16 protein-coding genes and 1 tRNA gene are annotated in these 20,104 nt (G+C 61.0%); 7 read left to right on the forward strand and 10 right to left on the reverse strand.

Features of this window, described 5'->3' with window-relative positions:
* Positions 1–116 precede the first annotated feature (116 nt).
* Together BM399_RS17130 and mutS are read right to left on the reverse strand one after the other, a co-directional pair.
* On the reverse strand, positions 117–2,918 hold the full coding sequence (locus tag BM399_RS17130) for a [protein-PII] uridylyltransferase (RefSeq protein ID WP_092868930.1): 2,802 nt from the start codon (positions 2,916–2,918) through the stop codon (positions 117–119).
* Entirely contained in the window at positions 2,915–5,746 is a 2,832-nt protein-coding gene (gene mutS, locus BM399_RS17135) for a DNA mismatch repair protein MutS (RefSeq protein WP_092868931.1), read from the reverse strand. The genes BM399_RS17130 and mutS overlap by 4 nt, the downstream gene beginning before the upstream one ends.
* A gap of 196 nt (positions 5,747–5,942) precedes the next feature.
* On the opposite strand from mutS, the gene BM399_RS17140 reads away from it, so the two are divergent.
* Positions 5,943–8,216, forward strand: coding sequence for an NADP-dependent malic enzyme (locus tag BM399_RS17140; protein WP_092869179.1), 2,274 nt, complete (start codon positions 5,943–5,945; stop codon positions 8,214–8,216).
* 19 nt (positions 8,217–8,235) lie between these two features.
* Here the strand turns inward: BM399_RS17140 and olsB are convergent, their stop codons facing one another.
* From olsB to BM399_RS17170, 6 genes are all read right to left on the reverse strand, one after another.
* Positions 8,236–9,204 (reverse strand): l-ornithine N(alpha)-acyltransferase, encoded by a 969-nt coding sequence (olsB, locus tag BM399_RS17145; RefSeq protein ID WP_092868932.1) that lies wholly within the window; start codon positions 9,202–9,204, stop codon positions 8,236–8,238.
* A 78-nt stretch (positions 9,205–9,282) separates the two neighbouring features.
* Entirely contained in the window at positions 9,283–11,178 is a 1,896-nt protein-coding gene (locus tag BM399_RS17150; protein ID WP_244531323.1) for an ATP-binding protein, read from the reverse strand.
* A 184-nt stretch (positions 11,179–11,362) separates the two neighbouring features.
* Positions 11,363–11,590, reverse strand: coding sequence for a Trm112 family protein (locus BM399_RS17155; RefSeq protein ID WP_092868933.1), 228 nt, complete (start codon positions 11,588–11,590; stop codon positions 11,363–11,365).
* A 15-nt stretch (positions 11,591–11,605) separates the two neighbouring features.
* A complete protein-coding gene (locus tag BM399_RS17160; protein WP_092868934.1) occupies positions 11,606–12,289 on the reverse strand; it encodes an LON peptidase substrate-binding domain-containing protein in 684 nt (227 codons plus the stop codon).
* A gap of 30 nt (positions 12,290–12,319) precedes the next feature.
* Positions 12,320–13,231, reverse strand: a complete 912-nt coding sequence (gene trxA / locus BM399_RS17165) for a thioredoxin (protein ID WP_092868935.1) — start codon at positions 13,229–13,231, stop codon at positions 12,320–12,322.
* Positions 13,232–13,262: 31 nt separating this feature from the next.
* The gene (locus BM399_RS17170; protein WP_092868936.1) at positions 13,263–13,760 is read right to left on the reverse strand and encodes a prolyl-tRNA synthetase associated domain-containing protein; all 498 of its coding nucleotides are present in this window, start codon (positions 13,758–13,760) and stop codon (positions 13,263–13,265) included.
* Between the two features lie 185 nt (positions 13,761–13,945).
* On the opposite strand from BM399_RS17170, the gene BM399_RS17175 reads away from it, so the two are divergent.
* Positions 13,946–14,020: transfer RNA gene (locus BM399_RS17175), tRNA-Gly, on the forward strand.
* A 217-nt stretch (positions 14,021–14,237) separates the two neighbouring features.
* The gene (locus tag BM399_RS17180; protein ID WP_143117850.1) at positions 14,238–14,438 is read left to right on the forward strand and encodes a hypothetical protein; all 201 of its coding nucleotides are present in this window, start codon (positions 14,238–14,240) and stop codon (positions 14,436–14,438) included.
* 348 nt (positions 14,439–14,786) lie between these two features.
* Here BM399_RS17180 and BM399_RS17185 read toward each other — a convergent pair whose 3' ends face one another.
* On the reverse strand, positions 14,787–15,128 hold the full coding sequence (locus tag BM399_RS17185) for a hypothetical protein (RefSeq protein WP_177228194.1): 342 nt from the start codon (positions 15,126–15,128) through the stop codon (positions 14,787–14,789).
* A 225-nt stretch (positions 15,129–15,353) separates the two neighbouring features.
* Positions 15,354–16,091 (reverse strand): hypothetical protein, encoded by a 738-nt coding sequence (locus BM399_RS17190; protein WP_143117851.1) that lies wholly within the window; start codon positions 16,089–16,091, stop codon positions 15,354–15,356.
* Between the two features lie 339 nt (positions 16,092–16,430).
* Here BM399_RS17190 and BM399_RS17195 point away from each other — a divergent pair, with 339 nt between their 5' ends.
* Genes BM399_RS17195 through BM399_RS17210 form a run of 4 tightly spaced genes read left to right on the forward strand, consistent with a single transcriptional unit; the run spans position 16,431 to position 20,104 of the window.
* Positions 16,431–17,051: a LemA family protein gene (locus BM399_RS17195; RefSeq protein WP_092868939.1), complete on the forward strand. Its 621-nt coding sequence runs from the start codon at positions 16,431–16,433 to the stop codon at positions 17,049–17,051.
* Between the two features lie 36 nt (positions 17,052–17,087).
* Positions 17,088–17,930 (forward strand): TPM domain-containing protein, encoded by an 843-nt coding sequence (locus tag BM399_RS17200; protein WP_092868940.1) that lies wholly within the window; start codon positions 17,088–17,090, stop codon positions 17,928–17,930.
* Positions 17,931–17,968: 38 nt separating this feature from the next.
* Positions 17,969–18,589: a TPM domain-containing protein gene (locus tag BM399_RS17205; RefSeq protein ID WP_092868941.1), complete on the forward strand. Its 621-nt coding sequence runs from the start codon at positions 17,969–17,971 to the stop codon at positions 18,587–18,589.
* 57 nt (positions 18,590–18,646) lie between these two features.
* Positions 18,647–20,104 carry an MFS transporter gene (locus tag BM399_RS17210; RefSeq protein ID WP_092868942.1) on the forward strand — a complete coding sequence of 486 codons (1,458 nt, stop codon included), beginning with the start codon at positions 18,647–18,649 and terminating at the stop codon, positions 20,102–20,104.

The following is a 20,104-nucleotide window of genomic DNA, read 5'->3' on the forward strand; positions in this document are numbered from 1 at the left end:
CATCCGGCATTTTGATGGTCGGGCGGCCTCAATTGTGAGGAGTGGCCGACAAGTCACGTCGAGGTCTCGTTGCATTTGTCCCATTTCGGGCGTTCCGAGGACATTCGCCGCGTCCGTTAGGCGCGGGCAGGTTCAGATGCAGTTTTCACAGGATCGGTATCGGGATCGAGAACGGACTGTAGTCGCGTCCGGAGCGCGTTCTGGCGCGCTTCGTTGACGATCTGCTTGCCGACCAGATCGGTCACGTAAAACACGTCAACGGCCTTTTCGCCGAACGTCGTTACGTGCGCCGAGGCGATATCGAGCGATAGATCCGAGAGAGCGGACGTCAATTCGTAGAGGAGGCCGGGGCGATCGCGGCCGGAAACTTCGAGAACCGTCAGGCGATCGGAGAGGGCGTTGTTGATGACGACCTCCGGCTCGACGGTAAAGGCCTCGACGCCTCTCGTGCCAAGGCGCCGCTTTTGCAGGAGGCCCGCAAGCTGCTCCTTGCCGGTCAGCAAGCGCTCGATCGTTTCGATGATGCGGCGTGCACGGCGAAGCTCGTCCTCGTCGTCACGGAATTCGCGATTGAGCAAAAACGTGTCGAGTGCGAAGCCGTCCCGCGTCGTCGTGATGTGCGCACCCGCGATGTTGGCGCCGGCTGCGGCGCAGGCTCCGGCGAAGAGCGAGAGAAGCCTCGCGTGGTTCGGCGCGAAGACCGTCAGCTCCGTTATCGCGGTGAAGGAATCGGTTTTGACCGCGGTCGCGAATTTCGTCTGCGAGCGCATGGCGTCGCGCACGACGTTCGCATGCTCGATTTGCGTCGCGAGATCGGTTCGGAGCCAATAGTTCGGATAGTGCCGCGCGATGAAATCGTCGACGTCGCTCGCCGGCCAGTTGAAGAGGGCGTTGCGCAAAGCCGTCTGCGCCTGTTCAATCCGCTCGCCGCGCGGCGCTTGCGTATGGCCGCCTGCAACGAGCGGTTCGGTTTCGTGATAAAGCGTGCGCAGGAGCTGGCCTTTCCAGCCGTTCCAGACGCCGGGGCCGACGGCCATGATATCGGCAGAGGTCAACAGCAGGAGCATTTTCAGGCGCTCCGGACTCTGCACGATGTTGGCGAACGCGCGGATGGTATCGGGATCGGATATATCGCGTGAATGGGCAAAGTTGCTCATCGTCAGGTGCTCTTGGATGAGCCACGCCACGAGCTCCGTTTCGGCGGCCGTCATGCCCAGTCGCGGGCAGATCTTGCGAGCGATGCGTGCTCCGACCGTCGAGTGGTTTTCCTTTCGGCCCTTGCCGATATCGTGAATGAAGGCCGCAACGAGCAGGGCGCGGCGATTTTGAAGCGAGGAGAAGACGGCCGTCGAGAGCGGCAGCTCGGCAGCGAGGTCGCCGCGCTCGATGGCGACGATGTTGCCGAGCGTTCTCAAGAGATGCTCGTCGACTGTGTAGTGATGATACATGTTGAACTGCATCATCGCGACGATGCGGCCGAACTCAGGCAAGAAGCGGCCGAGAACTCCGGCTTCGTTCATGTGCCGGAGCGAGGCTTCCGGATTGCCGTGCGCAGTCAGCAGCGAGAGAAATATGCTGTTTGCCTCGGGATCGTGCCGCAGCTTGTCGTCGATCAGTCGAAGCGAGCTGCGAAGCAGGCGAATGGCGTCCGGATGCAGGTAAGCGCCGGTGTTCGCAGCCTGCGCGAAGAAGCGGATGAGATTGACTGGATCGCGGACGAAGACGTCGGCGTCGGCGACGTTCAGGCGATCGTTGTCGATGCGGAAATCGGTTTTCTGGCGGACTTCGCGCCGCATCTTCCAGCTCAGCGGGTTGAGCAGGCGCTTGTAGCCGGGCGATGTCTTCAGCTGCTGCATTTCTAGCGCGCCGCAGAGGATCGTCGTCAGGTCGCCGACGTCCTTTGCGATGAGAAAATAATGCTTCATGAAGCGCTCGACCGCGCGGAGTCCTTCGCGCGACGTATAGCCGAGGCTTTGCGCCATCGCGGGCTGCACCTCGAACGACAGAACTTCTTCGGCGCGTCCCGTCAGGAAATGCAGGAAGCAGCGAACGCGCCAGAGAAAATCCTCGCAGCGGCGGAAAGTCTGCACCTCTTCGGGCGTGAATACTCCGGCCTCAACCGCTGCGGCGCCGACGTCCTGGTTGAAGATGTATTTCGACAGCCAATGCAACGTGTGCAGATCGCGGAGGCCGCCCTTGCCGTCCTTGATGTTCGGTTCGACCTTGTAGCGGCTTTCACCTGCGCGCCGCGTTCGCTCATCGCGTTCGGCCATCTTGGCGTCGATGAATTGGCGCGCCGTGCCGGTGACGACTTCAGAGCGGAAACGATCCTCGAACTCTGCAAAAAGCTGCTTGTCTCCGAGGATGAGGCGGGAGTCGAGAAGGGCCGTGCGGATCGTGATGTCAGCGAGGCCGAGCTTCAGGCACTGCTCGACGGTACGTGTGGCGTGCCCGACTTTGAAGCCCAAGTCCCAGAGCAGATAGAGCATGTATTCGGCGACGCTCTCGCCCCATGGCGTCTGCTTGTAGGGGAGCAGGAACAGGAGATCGATGTCGGAGCCCGGCGCGAGGAGGCCGCGTCCATAGCCGCCCGTCGCGACGATCGCCATTCGCTCGGCGTCGGACGGGTTGGTCGCGCGATAGACGTGCGTTACCGTGTAATCGTAGATCAGCCTGATCATCTCGTCCTGAAACAGGCTCAGGCCGCTCGCGCATCGTCTGCCGTTGCCGTCGGCCTCAAGCGCGGTTCGTGCAGATTCCCGGGCGTTCTTGAGAATGGTCTTCAGGCTGTCGAGGACCTTGGGCCGTGCTTCAGACGGCGACGGACTCGCGTTGAAATGCGCGGTCAGCTCGCGACGCGCCGCGACTGTGTCGAAGTAAGGCGGGGGGACCAGCACATTGAATGTTTCGTCGGTCAAGGCTTTGTCTTCTTCTGGGCTTCGGCAAGAGCCTTGAGTTCATAAAGCTTTTCAAGCGCCGCCTTTGGCGACAGTTCATCAGGATGCATGGCGGTGAGCAGCTTTTCAACGGCTGAAGGCTCATTGGCCGTAGCTGCGCCCCTCGGCCGCGCGGCTGAAAACAAAGGTAGATCGTCAATACCTTCATTGTCGACGCGCGGGCGCCGATCCGCCTTCTCCAATCGCTCTAAAACCTGACGGGCCCTGGAGACAACGGCGTCCGGGAGGCCGGCCAGCTTCGCGACCTGGATACCGTACGAGCGGTCGGCGGCGCCGGGCTTAACTTTATGCAGAAAAACGATGGTATCCTGCCATTCGGCAACGTCCATGGTGACGTTTGCGATCCCGTCGAGGCGTCGCGCAAGCGCGGTCAACTCGTGATAGTGGGTGGCGAAGAGGGCCCGCGCCTTGGCTATTCCGTGTAGATACTCAACGGTTGCCCAGGCGATGGATAGCCCGTCGAACGTCGCGGTGCCGCGGCCGATTTCATCGAGAATGACGAGGGAATGCTCGGTCGCCTGATTAAGGATGGCGGCCGTTTCGACCATTTCGACCATGAAGGTCGAGCGCCCGCGCGCCAGGTCGTCGGACGCGCCGACGCGCGAAAATAGCCGGTCGACGATACCGATGTGTGCGGATCGTGCGGGCACGTATGAGCCCATCTGCGCCATTACCGTGATGAGGGCGTTCTGGCGGAGGAAGGTCGATTTACCGGCCATGTTCGGGCCGGTCACAAGCCATATGCGGGCGTCCGGCAGCTCGTCGAATCCCGGGGGCGCTGCGGCTCCGCCCCTGCCCAGGACGCAGTCGTTTTCGATGAATGCCGCGCCTTCACTTTTCGCGAGGGCCTGCTGAACGACCGGGTGGCGGCCGCCGCGGATCTCGAATGCCGAGCTTTGGTCGGTGATCGGCCGCACATAGCCTTGTTCGAGCGCCAGGGAGGCGAGCGCCGCGTAGACGTCGAGTTCGGCAAGTGCGCCTGCGGCCGCGCCGAGCGCCTCCGTTGCGGTTCCGATGTCTTGTGCGAGGCTCGCGAAAATTTCCTGCTCCAAGCTCAGTGCACGTTCGCTTGCAGATGCGATCTGGCCTTCGGTTTCGAGCAGCTCGGCGGTCGCAAATCGCACCGCGTTGGCCATCGTTTGGCGATGCCTGAAACGATCGGACAGAGGCGGGGACATCAGCGGTTTGGCGTTGAGCTGCGTCACCTCGATATAGAAGCCGAGGATGTTGTTGTGGCGGACGCGAAGCGTCTTGACGCCCGTCTCTTCGATGTAGCGCGCTTCGAGGTCAGCCATCACGCGGCGGCTATCGTTCCGCAATGCGCGAGCCTTATCGAGATCGGCGTTGTAGCCGTCTTTGACGAAGCCGCCGTCGCGTTTGAGAAGCGGCGGATCGTCGACGAGAGCGCTGTCGAGTGCGGAAGCGAGCGATGGCGGAACAGCTGTAAGACGCGAGCGGATCGATTGCAGTTCGGGCGGCAGGGGCAGCGGTCCTGTCGCCGCCGTCAGCATGGCTGCAGCTTCACCGGCCGCCTCCAGGGCGTCGCGCACGGCTGCCAAATCGCGAGGGCCGCCGCGCCCGAAACCCAGTCGCGGCAAGGCGCGTGCGAGATCGGGCGTTCCGCGAAGGAGAAAGCGGAGGTCGTCCATCAGGCGGCGATTGGAAAGCAAGCAGCTGACGGCGTCGAGCCTCGCTTCGATTGCGAGCGGATCGGTCAGGGGGCTCGAGATTCGCGCAAGCAATTCGCGGGCGCCTGCGCCGGTTATCGTCCGGTCGATGGCGCCGAGCAGCGACGACGACTTGTCGCCGGATGACGACTTCACCAACTCCAGGCTCGTCCGGCTCGCTGCATCGATGAAGAGGCAGGCGCTGCCGGTGCGGCGCGGGGCGTGAATAAGCGGCTTCTGCCCCATTTGGGTCAGGTCGACGTACTTCAGAACTGCGCCGATCGCCGCCAGCTCGCGGCGCGAGAACGCTCCGAAGCCCGCGAGATCGGCAACGCCCAAGCAGGCTTTGAGATCGCGTGTGCCGGCAGTGCTGTCGAAATAAGCGGAGGGGATCGGCGTCGTCTTGCCGCCCGAGTATTCAACGGCCCTGACGAATGTTTGATCGGCAAGCAGCGTATCGGCGGCGAGCACTTCGCCCGGCGCCAGGCGAATGAGCTCGCCGGCGAGATCGAGGGCCGATATCTCGGCCACCTCGAATTCGCCCGTCGAGATGTCGAGCGAGGCGAGCGCGACGCGCGATTGGGCCGGGTCGCTTGCGTGTGCGCCTGGTGACGAGCCAAAAACCGCGGTCAAGTAATTGCTGGTTTTGGCGTCAAGGAGAGCTTCTTCGGTCAGCGTGCCGGGCGTGACGAGACGCACGACATCGCGTTTGACGACAGCTTTGGCGCCGCGCTTTCTCGCTTCAGCCGGATCTTCGAGCTGTTCGCAAACGGCGACGCGATACCCCTTCTTAATCAGACGCTGCAAATATTCGTCGGCCCGGTGCACGGGGACGCCGCACATCGGGATGTCGTTTCCCCTGTGCTTGCCGCGCTTCGTCAAAACGATCGATAGGGCTTCGGACGCGGTAACCGCATCTTCAAAGAAAAGCTCGTAGAAGTCTCCCATGCGGTACCAAAGCAGGCTGTCCGGATTTGCTGCCTTGATTTCGAGGTACTGCGCCATCGACGGCGTCGCCTCGTAGGAGACGGCCGGTTCACCTTCGCTGTGCGACACTTCGGCTGCCGCCGGCGGCTCCGATTCGGGTGGCCTGCTCTTGCGCTGCACGTCGGTTCTGGACATCAAGTGACTACGTTTCAATTTGCCCCATTGGCCTTGATCGATGGCGCAGCGTGAGACGCTCCATCGCCCCGATCGAAGCGTCGGATATGCATAGGTTGCTGTATCGTCTGCTGCAACCTATCGTGCCGGCACTTTTCCCCTGATGTGTGGTTCAGCAGCAATGCCGCCCGCAAAAATCGATAAACGGTCCGACAACATGGCCTCCCTTCGTCGCGCAGCCCAAGTTACGGCTCAGGAAGCGCTCGCCTTTCACGCGGGCGGCAAGCCCGGCAAACTCGAGATTACGCCGACGAAGCCCTTGGCGACGCAGCGCGATCTTTCGCTCGCTTACTCTCCGGGTGTTGCTATCCCGGTTTTGGCGATCGCGGAGAACCCAAGGGACGCATACGCCTATACGAGCAAAGGCAACTTCGTTGCGGTGGTGTCGAACGGCACCGCTATTCTCGGACTTGGCAATCTCGGCGCGCTGGCCGCAAAACCGGTCATGGAAGGCAAGGCGGCGCTGTTCAAGCGCTTCGCCGACCTCGATTCCATAGACCTCCTCATCGACACGGCCGATCCCGAGGCCTTCATCAACTCCGTTCGTTATCTTGGACCCTCGTTCGGCGGCATAAATCTCGAAGACATCAAGTCACCCGACTGTTTCGTCATCGAAGAGAAACTCAAAGAGCTGCTCGATATCCCGGTCTTCCATGACGATCAGCATGGGACGGCAATCGTCGTTGCGGCGGGCATCCTGAATGGGCTCCGGGTCGTCGAGAAAGACATCGGCGACGTGAAGCTCGTCTGTGCCGGCGCGGGTGCTGCAGCGCTCGCCTGTCTCAATCTGCTCGTGATGATCGGCCTCAAGCGCGAACACATCACCGTCTGCGATATCGAAGGCGTCGTCTATGAGGGCCGCAAGGAACTCATGGACATCTACAAGGCGCCCTTCGCGCAGAAGACGAATGCGAGGGTGCTGTCGGAGGTCATCGAAGGCGCAGACATTTTCCTTGGGCTATCGGCAGCCGGCGTGCTTTCGCAAGAGATGGTCGCGACGATGGGACCAAAGCCGATCATTTTCGCGATGGCAAACCCTGATCCCGAGATTACGCCGGAAGAAGTAAAGGCCGTCCGCTCGGACGCGATCATGGCGACGGGCCGCTCCGACTATCCAAACCAGGTCAACAACGTTCTCTGCTTCCCCTTTATCTTTCGCGGCGCGCTCGACGTTCACGCGACGACGATCAACGACGCGATGAAGATCGCCGCAGCGGAAGCCATCGCGGCGCTCGCGCGCGCCGAGGTTCCCGATAAGGTCGCGGCCGCCTTTCTTGGAGAGCGCCCGACGTTCGGGCCGGGGTACATCATTCCTGCGCCGTTCGACCCGCGGCTTCTGCCGCACGTTTCCGCGGCCGTTGCGAAAGCCGCAATGGATTCCGGCGTGGCGCGCAATCCGATCGTCGATATGGAAGGCTATGTTGCAAGGTTGAGGGGCCGCCTCGATCCCGTCGCGAGCTGGCTGCAATCGACATTCGATGCGGTTCGCAGCGATCCGAAGCGGGTTGTCTTCGCCGAGGGCGAGGATCATGCCGTCATTCGCGCGGCGAACACGTTTCTGCAGCAGGGTTTCGGGCAGCCGATCCTTATCGGTTCGAAAAAGGTCGTCACCGAGCGGTTTCGCGAACTCGGCATACCGCTCAGAAAAGAATTCGCGTTGATCGACACCACGGCTTCGCCGTTTCTCGAAGAGTTCTCGGATTTCCTCTATTCGCGCCTGCAGCGCCGGGGATATCTGAAGCGCGATTGCGAACGCCTCGTCACCAACGAGCGCAATGTTTTCGGCGCGTTGATGGTGGCGCATGGCCATGCGGACGCGATGGTTTCCGGCGTCACGCGCAACTGGACCAGCGTCTATTCCGACGTTCATCGCGTCATGGATCCAAAACCGGGACGTCACGTCATCGGCGTCTCGCTGGTATTGAGCCGCGGCCGCGCCGTTCTCGTCGCCGACACCAGCATCCATGATTTGCCGACGGCGGAGGAACTCGCCAATATCGCCGTCGAGGCCGCGCGCACCGCACGCGCTTTCGGCATCGAGCCCAGAGTGGCGCTGCTCGCTTACTCGAATTTCGGACAGCCGAAGAGCGAGCGCCAGGAGAAAGTCCGGCAAGCGGTGCGTATTCTCGACGAGCGTCTTGTCGATTTCGAGTACGACGGCGACATGGCTGCCGATGTTGCGCTCAATCGCTCGCTGATGGATCACTATCCGTTCTGCCGCCTGTCGGACACAGCGAACGTTCTTGTCATGCCGGCGTTTCACGCCGCGTCGATTTCAACGAAGATGATGAAAGAGCTTGGCGGCGCGACACTCATCGGGCCGATCGTCGTCGGTCTTTCGCATCCGGTGCAGATCTGCACGTTCGGGTCGACCGACGCCGATATCGTCAATATGGCGGCGCTCGCGGCCTACGGGGCGGGTCGCAACTAAGAGCAGACGCGCAGGCCGATCAGGCGTCGACGGCTATCCGGCTCTTTGTCTCGTTCGGCGTGCCATAGTGCTCGAAGTAGCGCGGATCGATATTGGCAACCGGCATGATGACGAGAACGTCGGTCGTGCCGAATTGCTTGTCGAGTACGGCGCCGTCGCCGAAATACGCGCCGAGACGCAGGTAAGCCTTGATGAGGGGCGGCATCGCCTTCAACGCGGCCTTCTGGTCGATTTCGGCCTCGGGCATGCGGTTCATCGGGATATAGAGCCGATCCTTTGCGCGGCAGCGCCACTCGACGGGCGCCAATGCCCGGTGGTGAAGAAAGCTCAGCGCCATTCTGTGTTCGTCGAGATCGATGCCTTCGAAGCTCGCGCATCCGATCATAACGTCGATGCGATTTTCGCGGACGTACGTCCAAAGGCCGTGCCACAGAAGTTCGACCGACCGTTTGCTCCGATAGGGCGAGAGAACACAAGAACGGCCGAGTTCCATGAACCGGTGCGTCGACGCTTTGCGCCGTAGAAGGGGCGAAATATCGTATTCGCTTGCCGAATAGAATCCGGGGCCGCGTTCGGCGACTTCCTGGCGAAGGATACGATAGGTGCCGACGACTTTCGGCCTCTCGGGGCGTCCAGCGCGTCCCGGTTTCGTCTGATCGATATCGACAACGAGAAGGTGATCGCAAAGTGCGTCGTAGGCGTCCTCGTCGCGGCGGCGAAACTGCGCGAGCCTTGTCGGGACGGCCGACATTTCTTCGTAGAAAACTTGATAGCGAAGGCGCTGCGCGAGCTTTATTTCCGACCATGTGCGGGCCAGGCGAACCTCGAGGTTGCCGACGCGGCCGTAGATTTTGGGTTCGATGTCGCGGGCCAATCCGGTGAGGCGAAGCGCCGGCGTCTTTACCGCGCCGAATGCTGCGAGCGCTGCCGGAAACTTCCCGGGAATGCCCGGCCGCCGTCTACCCCGGTCTGCGATCGACTGCCACATAGTGCGCACATCCTTCCTCAGTTCCTGAGATGGCGCTACCACGATTCCGTGACAGTTTTTAGATTCGATAAATGCCTATCAGGCAGCCGGGGTCGCCGCGTCACGCGAGGGGGCCGTCCATCTGAGCAGCAAATCATGGAGATCGCGGGCGTCGAACGGCTTCGCGAGATAGTCGTCCATTCCGGCCATCCGGCAGCGCTCGCGGTCTTCGGGGAAGGCATTCGCGGTTAATGCGATGATGGGCGGGCAGGACGGGCCAATGGCTTTTCGCTCCGAATAGAGAGCCTTGATCGACTTCGTGGCCGTGAGGCCATCGATGTCGGGCATCAGGAGATCCATCAAAATCAGATCGAATGCCGGGCGTTTGTGTTCGAGCGTTTCCCAGACAACTCTTATCGCGGAGCGTCCGTCCTCTACTACCGTTGGCTTGCCGCCCGCGCGCTCGATGACCTTGCAGGCGAGGAGGGCGTTGATCTGGTTGTCTTCGGCGACGAGGACGCTGAAGGGGTGCCGATGTTCTAAACATCCCGCGTTGCCGGATCGTTCGCCGGTGCCGGAAAACGATCCCACGGCAGCGTTGCCCGGAATAACTCCGCGTTGGAGTTCCAACACAGCGGTGAAGACAGCACCCTTTTCAGGATCGCCGCTGGCGACGATCTCTCCCGACATCGCCTGGGCGAGCCGCTTCGAAATCGCGAGGCCAAGTCCTGCGCCGCCCGGATGGCTCGTTGCGGTTTCGCCTTGCTCGAATTCGTCGAAAAGCCGGTTTGCGGATTCGGAAGAAAAGCCAATGCCGGAATCGGCCACTTCGATCGCGATACGCACCGCGCCTTGGGACCCGGCGGCTTTATCCGGGGCCAACACAGTCCTCACGGCAACGCCGCCGGTGTCGGTGAACTTCACGGCATTGGAAAGCAGATTGAGGACGATCTGGCGGACTCGCATCTCGTCGCCACGCACCCATTCGGGCACATCGCCGGACATCGTTGAGGTGAACGCCAGTTGCTTCGCGGCGGCGTCCGGTGTCATGAGCTGCATCGCCTGGGCGATACAATTCTGCAGCGAGAAGTCTTCATTTGCGAGATCGAGTTTTCCGGCTTCGATCTTCGAGAAATCGAGAATGTCATCGAGTAGGATCAGCAAAGCACGCGCCGACTCTTCGGCGATGCGCGCATGCGTCTGCTGTTCGGCATCGAGGCGCGTATCGCGCATGAGGCTCAGCATGCCGAGGATCCCGTTCATCGGCGTTCTGATTTCGTGGCTCATCGCAGCGAGGAACCGCGATTTTTCTCTGCTGGCGGCTTCGGCGCGGTCGCGGGCGTCTTTGAGATTTTCCTCGATCTCACGCGCGACGGTGACGTCGTGCCCTACGCTTTGGACTTCGATCTCGCCGGTCTCGCCTCTGACTTCGCTCGTTTCCCACGCAGTCCATCTCTTGCCGTGGCGCGTGCGCAAAAGTTCGAGCGTACGCCGGCTCGAGGATGACGATCCGGCAAGTGGCTCCGTTCTGACGACGGGAGGACGGTAGATCGAGCCGGTGATATCTTCCGCGCGGATGTCGAAAGCATCAAGGAAGGCGCGGTTAGCGAACCTTACGCGGCCATCGAGCGAGCGGCGAACGACGAAATCACGCTGGGCATCGAGAAATTGGCGGTAGCGAATGGCGCTGTCGGACAGCTGCCAATGCGCGTCTTTTATTTCTTCAAACTTGCGGATGCCGTCGCGTCTGCGCAATCGCGCGCCGCGGGCGACGATCTCGGTCCATGGGTGAGATATCAGAATACTGGCGACGGCGCCGGCGACCAGCAGCGCGGTTCCGGCCAGAACAGCTGCGAAGCCCAAATCAAATTTGGGCCAGCTTGCCGTCAGTCCGCCCGCGAGCAAGATCACGCCTGCGAAAAGCGCTATCGCCGCATACGGGCGCGATGCTCTGACCGCCTGCCGCCTGAGGCGGGATGACGGTTTTGCGCCCACTCCCGCCTTAACGGCCCGCGCGTATACCGGATTTTGCAACAATGCTTTTGCCCCTGCATTCGGGGCAACAGTCGGCTCTGGGTATTTTACGGAATCTAAAGAGACGTGGTTAAGCCGGAAGGGCGGTGCTCAAAAAAATGTTGGCTGAAAGCTGCCCGTTGCCTTCACTCTGACACGATGAAAATCAAGCGCGGCGAAAATCGTCGTCCGTCAATTTGCGCGCCGCTTCCTCAATCATGAGCGGAACACCATTCCTGATCGGAAAGGCCAGGCCAGCGGCCTTGCTGATGAGTTCGCGCGCCTTGGCGTCGTAGACGAGCCGCGTCTTGGTCAAAGGACAGACGAGCAGCTCCAAGAGTTTCGGATCGACGGCATTCCCGGTGTCGCCGGATGCTTTTTCGCTTTCGCTCATCGGTGCTCTCCCTAGCTATTGCAGCGTCGTACCGCTGCTGCCGTTCGAGGCCAGATCGATTTCCGCGAGTGCGACGAGCACTTCGGCGCGGGATCTCAGATCCTTCGCTTCGAGGAGGGCCTGTTTCTCTTCGGGCCCATACGGACACATGACCGACAGAGCGTTGATGAGGAATTCGTTCGACGCGCGCTGTATCGTCGCCCAGTCGGTCTTCAAGCGGTTTGCTTCAAGATACGTTTTCAAAACGCGCAAGAGGTTTTGACGATCGACAAGTTCTTCGCCGAGGCCTTCCGTCAAGTCGCTCGCAAACTTGTCGTAGCTGACGCTCATGATGCGATAGGGCATCTCGGTTTCGGCCTCGCCGACGCACTGGAAGCGCGTGATGCCGGTGAGCGTGATGATGAGGCGTCCGTCGTCGAGTTCCTGATACGAGGTCACGCGGCCCGCGCAGCCGACGGAACGCAAGCCGGCCGTCTTTTCGACCGGGCTCTCCTGATCGTCGTCGCCCGATACGATCGGCTGCAAGATGCCGATGATCCTGGCGCCCGACATCACGCCGTCGATCATCTCGAGGTAGCGCGGTTCGAAAATATTCAGCGGCAATGTCGCGCGCGGAAGCAGGATCGCGCCTCGAAGCGGAAAGACCGGAATCCTCGAGGGCAGGTCGGCTGGACGCCGGTAGCGTTCCGTGAGCGTCAAATTCGGTCGTCTCCGCTTTGTGCCGAAAAACTAACTGAACAGGATCGATGCGAGCTTCCGCCGGCCGTCTGCGACAAGCGGGTCTTTTGGGCCCCACGCGTCGAAAAACTGCAGGAGTTGCTTGCGGGCCGCCTCATCGTTCCACTTCCGGTCCATCCTGACGAGATCGAGCAGAAGTTCAAGGGCCTCTTCCCTGTCGCCCCTGGCGGCCAGCCCGACCGCCAAATCGAGGCGGGCTTGGTAGTCGGCCGGGTTTTTAGCCGCCCGTGCCCGCAAAGCGGTGAGGTCGGTGGTGTCGGCGCCCTTCTCGGCCAGCAGGATAGCGGCTTCGATGCCTTTGACGACAGCCAGCTCCCGCTTGTCGGGCGGGACGAGGGCCAGGGTTTGCTTGGCGCGCTCGACGTCGCCGCTTTTCATGTAGCAGCTCGCGAGGCCGGCCAAGGCTTCGGCGTTGGTTCTGTCCTCCTGAAGGACGGACGCGAAAGCTTCAGCTGCGCCCTGCAGGTCGTCCTGCTCAAGCAACTCTTCGCCGGCCTTCAAAATTTCGGTAATGCCCAGTTCGGCATCATCGGCGACGAGGCGGTCGATGAAGGTCTTAATGGCGCTTTCCGGTTGCGCGCCGACAAATCCATCAACCGGCTGGCCGTCGCGAAAGGCGTAGATCGTCGGGAGCGATTGCACGCGTAGCTGGGCGGCAATCGCCTGATTTTCGTCGACGTTGACTTTCACGAGGCGAACCTTGCCCCGATAACTGCGAACGACTTTCTCGATCAGCGGTGTCAATTGCTTGCACGGCCCGCACCACGATGCCCAGAAGTCGACAATAACCGGGACCGATTTCGACGCGTCCAGAACGTCTGCCTTGAAGGACGCGGTCGTCGCGTCCTTTACGATGTCCGCCGCGCCCGGGGCGCCGGCGAAACTCTTGTCACCGAATTCCATTGACCCAATCTCCTCGCCGCCGCTCAGACCTTCAAGAGGCGGTCAATACCATGACATGGGGATCATGGCCGGTAGTTTGAATGAACCGCAAAAGATCTTCCCGTGCAATGTTGGTGGTCGCGGTGTTCTCCAGCGGATGACAGTTGATGGTGTCCGCGGCCATGAGAGCCTGGTCAAACACGATCTTCACGCGCTGCGCAGTGTCGTTGATGGCGGCAAAAGCCGTCACGCCGCCGGGCGTCACGCCAAGCGCTTCCAGCAGCAGTTCGGGCTTCCCGAACGAAAACCGGCCCGCGGGGAGCCTCTTCGAGAGCGCTTTGAGGTCCACTCGCGTCTCGGTGTTGGCGATCACGAGGAAGAGCGCTCCTTTATCGTCTTTGAGGAAAAGGTTCTTCGTGTGCGCGCCGGGGAGCGCGATCTCGATCGATGTGCTGTCGGCGACGGTAAAGGCGGGCGGATGCTCAACCGTCTTCGTCTGAATTCCGAGGTGATCCAAAACCGAGAAAAGTTGCTCGCGCGTGTGGGGCATCGATGGGGTCGCTCATGCTGAGATCGGGACGTTATCATTCGGATGGAAGCAAGTTGCGAGGAGGGTCTTACATTATGTCTCAACCAGCGACCGCATTCTCGTTATGAAGGGGCCTTGCATTGGTTTCTCACTTGCGCCATAAGGCGGGTCTTCCACCGCCGCAAGGCGCTGATGCTGCTGGACATGCGGGTGTAGCTCAGGGGTAGAGCACGACCTTGCCAAGGTCGGGGTCGAGGGTTCGAATCCCTTCGCCCGCTCCAGTATCACAAGATTTCAGAATACCTCCTGAAATCAGCAAGAATTGTGCAACGCCATATCGCGCGAAATCAATTCGTCGCCGATGCAACACTCCATTCCGATATAAGTCGACCACCGCTCGCTTTACGAAAACGTATGGAAAGCGGACGAGGCCCCGTCGCTATAGGTAGCTCCTCACTTGGCGTCAAAACGACGCTCGTAACCAAGGAGAGAAGCCTCATGAAGACTACGTTGGGTGTCGCCCTCGCGGCCGTCGCGATGGTTCTCGGAGCCGGAATTGCAAACGCAGCTTCGGTCAGCAGCGATGTGAATACGCTCAAGCTGCTTTCCGGCCAGTCGCCGGTAGCCCAAAACGTCTATTGGCGGCATCACCGCCATTGCTGGTGGCGACACGGGCATCGTCACTGCCGCTGGTGGTAAGTTCAAGTACGGCGCCCACGGGCGCCGTATTTCTATCGTCGCAGCGCCGTTCTTGCGACTCGCTCACGACTCGCTCGGGCCATACACCCGGAGGAAAATGCATCCGCGCTGATAGGAAAGGGTGCAACAGTGTTGAAACGCTACGTGCAGTTTCTTCAAGCGGCGTTGGCCTGCGGAATTATGGTCGTCCTTATCTTCAGTATTCCGGTACTAATGGCCGCAACTCCCATACACTTCGATATCTCCTTCACATCTCCGCGGGCATTGTCCGCCGCATTAGCCGCCGAAAATCCGTGAGGGCGGGCGCGAGATACGAAACCGGCCCCAATGGGGGCCGGGGTCGATCGCTTATCTGTAATAATAACGGTGATGACGGCGGCGATAGTAATAGTCGTCGTAGGGATAATCATCGTAATAGGCGTAGTCGTCGTAATAGGGGCCGTAGAATCCGATAGCCGGACCCCATCCCCAGCCGCCTCCGCCCCATCCGCGATGGCCGCGCCAATGGCCTCCGTATCCGTGGGCAAACCCGCCATGACCGAAGCCGTGGCCGAAATGACCGCCGTGTCCGCCGCGCGCCTCAGCGCTCGCCGAGAAGCCGGCGACGGCAATTGCGGCTAAGGCGCCGCCAAGAGCTTTCTTCCAACCGTCCATATCGAGCTCCCATATCAATTTGCGAAACGACCTCATTGATCGCTCTACGCAAATAACTGGGATCGACCTGCGCTGGTTCTAATGCGATTGCCGCAATGCTGCTTCGCAGATATGGGCATCCACTACCAAATACCGTGCTATTTCCGCACTTGTTCGGTGTCACTTATGCAACTTGGGGCCGGTGCACGAGGGCGAATTTCGCAATTGAACAATGCAGCAGGCGGACGTTTTATTCGAGCACCCGGAGCAGGCTGCGGGCGATTATTTCGATCGCACCCAACCGTATCCGCCTTCGCGCACGAGAACGCGCTCACGCTGGACCGAGACGACAGCCGGGTGATCCACGACTTCAGCTGCAGCCGGGCGAACGACGATCGATCTGTTGATCACGCCGTGGACTGGTGGCTCATAAACGCGCGTGGCAGTTGCGGGTTTGATCATAACGGTTCGCGGGGCGACGCCGTAGACTGCGGGCGTCACGTAGATAATGCGTCGAGCCGGACTAACCACAACGTCTCGCGCGATCGTCTTCGTAACGGGCGGCGCTTTCACCTTGCACAGCTTTTCCCGGCCGTCGGGTCCGATGCGACGTTCCCAGGCGAAGCCGCCGGGCGAGACGACGACAGTCTGCTCTACGCGCCGCGTGACGGGCGGAATGAATTCCGAGCGTTTGGTTTGCTGACTGACGATTACGCGCTCAAGTTTCGTGCCGTAGACGGGCGGCGTCGTCACCGTTCGCCATTGGGCGGGACGCATGACGACCGGAACGGCGACATTCCTGACAACCGCAGGCGTCGCCACAACTTCGCGCCAGCCGGGCCGGACGAGCACGTGGCGTGTTCTGGTCGTGTAGACCTCAGGAATTCTGACCTTGTCGTAGCAGGCGACGGCGCGTTCGCCGCAGCGATTGCTGGCGGCGGAAGCTGGCCCCGTCGCCAATACAACCAGCGAAGCAACCAGCGACATGGGGACCGAAGCCGATACTGCAAACTTCCGCATTCCTGACCTCACGAAGTCCATCAAACTGCCCACGCTCGCCGTCGCGAATTCGTCGAAAATCCCAATAGATGTCTGGTGATAAGCCGAGGCGTCAGACTTTCGGCGGTAATTTCAAGTATTCGGGCGGCAAGTTCAGATTACCGCAAAGGCTACCTGCCTCGCAGGTTTGGTCCACAACTTGGTAAAGCCGTTAGCTGTTACATGGGCTGAAGTATTCGCGGTGTCGCTTGAATGCCATCGGGAAAGCCCATACCAACATGCGAGTTGCAAACTCCGTATCGGCACGTCCACTAGCGGCTGTCGAAAGAGATTCCGTTCAATGATGGGGAACGTCAAATCATGATCGCAATGACAAGAACTTTCATTGCCCGTCCGATCGCGTTCCTCGCGATCATCGTGGCGGGCCTCTCGATGGCGGGATGCGGCGTCAACACCATTCCGACTTACGAGCAACAAGCCAAGGCTGCTTGGAGCGAAGTGCAGAACCAGTACAAACGCCGCTCCGATCTCATTCCGAACCTCGTTTCATCCGTGAAAGGGTTCGCGGATCAGGAGAAGAGCGTTCTGACCGACGTCACGAAGGCGCGTGAGCAGACGACGAATATCCAGTTGCCTCCCGACATTTTGACGAACCCGGAAGCAATGAAAAAATTCCAGGACGCGCAGGCAACGCTCAGCGGCGCTCTCGGGCGCCTGATGGCGGTCGTCGAACGGTATCCCGATATCAAGTCGGGGCAGAACTTCCTTGCGCTGCAAAGCGAGCTTGCCGGTACTGAAAACCGCATCGCCATCGCACGGCGCGACTACATCGAAGCAGTGAGAAGATATAACACCGAGATCTCGACCTTCCCCGGCCGTTTGTGGAAGGTGGCGCTTTATCCGCAGGCGAAGGAAATGGCGACGTTCGATATCTCGCCTGAAGAACAGAAGGTTCCGAAGGTCGATTTCAGCAAGCCATAGCGCTCAAAGCCTGCAACTTTGCTAGGAACTCGTCCGATGGCTGGCGCTTTCACCGCCGCTCGGTCTTTCACGCTGCATGATGGGCGTCGCGCGATGCTGCGCGCGATGCTGGTCTTGCTGTTGGCGGCTTTGCCCGTGCTCTTCGCGCCGGCTTTCGCTGAGCCCGTCTATCCGAACCTCGCCGGTCGCGTGACCGATGAGGCTGGTCTGCTGTCACCCGAAGATAAGGCCGAGATCGAAAAGGATCTCGCAGCGCTCGAAGATACCTCGACCGATCAGCTCGCCGTCGTCACCGTCAAATCCCTGCAGGGTTATCCGATCGAGGATTACGGCGTCGGCTTGGGCCGGAAGTGGGGGATCGGTCAGAAGGGCAAAGACAACGGCGTCCTCCTCATCGTCGCGCCGAACGATCGCAAGGTTCGGATCGAGGTTGGCCGCCGGCTCGAGCCGTTCATGACGGACACGATGTCGACGCTCATCATCGAGAATGCCATTCTTCCGAAGTTCCGGCGTGGGGACTTTGCGGGCGGCATCAAAGACGGCATCCGCGATATCAAGTCGGTTCTTCTCGGCGACAGCGAGGAAGTGAAGCGTCGCGCCGAGGGCGGGCGGGCGCCGGAAGACGATCCGTGGGCGATCGTCCATCTCGCCATTTTTCTGATGATTGTCGCCTTCGTCATCTGGGTCAATTACCGGCAAGCGCAAGCGGTGCAAGCGGGAATGCCCGGCTCGCGACGGCGCCGGGGCGGAATTGTCGTCATTCCCGGCGGCTCGGGAAGTTGGGGAGGCGGCGGCGACTGGTCCAGCGGCGGTGGTGGCGGCGGCTGGTCTGGAGGCGGCGGCGACTTCGGTGGCGGCGGCGCTTCGGGAAGCTGGTAGGGGCAAACGAATTCGATGCAAAAAGGCGGTCGCGCGCGATGAGCTTAATCAGTGCCAACGACGAAGAGCGCATCTCCGCAGCCATCACGGCGGCGGAACGCAAAACGTCGGGAGAGATCGTTGCCGTCGTTGCGGATCAGAGTAGCCGCTATCAACATATCCCGTTCATGTGGGCCGCGGTCCTGGCCCTCATCATTCCCTGGCCGTTCATCCATTTCACGTGGATGCCGGTGCAGATGATCTTTCTCATTCAGCTTCTTGTCTTTCTTGGCCTGCTGGCGCTCGCGTGGCATCCGCGCGTGCGCATCTCGCTCGTGCCGAAGTCGATTTTGAATGCGAACACGCGACGGCGTGCGAGCGAGCAGTTTCTCGCGCAGAACCTGCACACGACCGAGGGCCGGACCGGTGTCCTGCTTTTCGTGTCGCTCGCTGAAAAGCGTGTCGAAATCATTGCCGATAGCGGCATCGATGCGCTGGTTCCGAAAGGAACTTGGCAGAAAATCGTCGATCAGCTTACGGCCGAAATCGGCGCGGGGCGCGCGGTCGATGGTTTCGAGCACGCGATAAAACAAATCGGCGATCAGCTTGCTGCGCACTTCCCGCCGGGCGACGCCGATCCGAATGAGCTCCCCGATCACCTTATCGTCTTACGGAGCTGACACACTTCCGGGCTAAGTGACGGGTGGCGCGGCCGGGCGGATCGAAGAGGGGAAAACATGGCGACGATCGATATCGGCGGTTCTGACGAGCAAGCGTCGGCTGTTGCGACGGGTGATGTGGTCCGCGCTCCCCTCCGCGCCCGCGTTTCGTGGATGCTTTATGATTGGGCCGTGCAGCCGCATTACACGCTGGTGCAGACGTTTCTGTTCGGTCCCTATTTCGCGAATGCGGTCGTGCAGAATTCAACTTGCGGCACGTTGATCGCCGAAGGTAGCGAGAAGGCCGCTTGTGGCCAGGCGCTGTGGGGGTATGCGGCGGCCGTCGCCGGACTGCTGATCGCTATCCTCAGCCCGCTATTGGGCGCCGCAGCCGACGGGCGCGGCTCGCGGAAGCCATGGATGGCCTGCCTGTCGCTCGTATTCCTTGCGGGCCTCAGCACTCTGTGGCTCGGCACGCCGGATGCAAATCTGACGACCATTCTCATCGTGCTCGCGGGCTTCGTGATGGCGACGCTCGCCGCCGAGCTGATGAGCGTTTTCTCGAACGCTATCATGACGGGCCTTGTGCCCCGCGACGAGCTTGGCCGTCTGTCGGGTACGGGCTGGGCGGTGGGCTACTTCGGCGGTCTCGTCAGTTTGGCGCTCGTTGCCGGCCTCTTGGTGCCGATACCCGGTGAAGCGACAACGCTTCTCGGGCTCGATCCGCTGTTGAAGCTTGACGGCGGCGCGCATCAGGGCGACCGCATCACCGGGCCGTTCGCCGCGATTTGGTTCGCCATCTTCATCATTCCATTTTTCCTCTTCGTACCGGACCGGCGGCGGGCCGTTGGCGCGCATCCGGAGCGTTCTGCGACGGCTGAGCTTTGGGACACGATCAAGTCGCTTCCCGCGATGCCGAGCGTTCTGATTTTTCTGATCGCGCGCATGCTCTACACGGACGGGCTGACGGCCATCTTCGCTTTCGGCGGCATCTACGGTGCGTCCGTATTCGGCTGGGGACCGCTCGAGCTTGGAATTTTCGGGATAGTCCTGACACTGGTCGGCGCATTCGGTGCGCTATTCGGTGGATGGCTCGACGACCGGCTCGGGCCGAAGACCGTCATCGTCGTCGCGCTGTTGGCGTTGATCGCAGGCGCGCTCGGCATTCTGTCGGTCGATAAAAATCACATTCTTTACACGACGGAAGTTGCCGAGAAGGTTATCGGCGCGACGCCATTTTCGTCGCCCGGCGAGCAGGTGTTCCTCGCCTTCGCCATCCTCGTCGGCGTCGTCGCTGCGCCCGTTCAAGCTGCCAGCCGGTCGCTGCTTGCCCGTATCGCGCCGCCCGAGAAGATCACGCAGTTCTTCGGGCTCTTCGCGTTTTCAGGAAAGGTAACGGCATTCCTGGCGCCGCTCGCCGTTGCATTCGTGACCCTGCACACCGGCAGTCAGCGCATTGGCATGTCGGCCGTGCTGGCCTTTCTCGCCATCGGCGCCCTCATGATGCTGTTCGTGCGGACACGTCCTGCCCGGTGA

The sequence above is a fragment of the Hyphomicrobium facile genome (assembly GCF_900116175.1).
Lineage (GTDB): Bacteria > Pseudomonadota > Alphaproteobacteria > Rhizobiales > Hyphomicrobiaceae > Hyphomicrobium_B > Hyphomicrobium_B facile.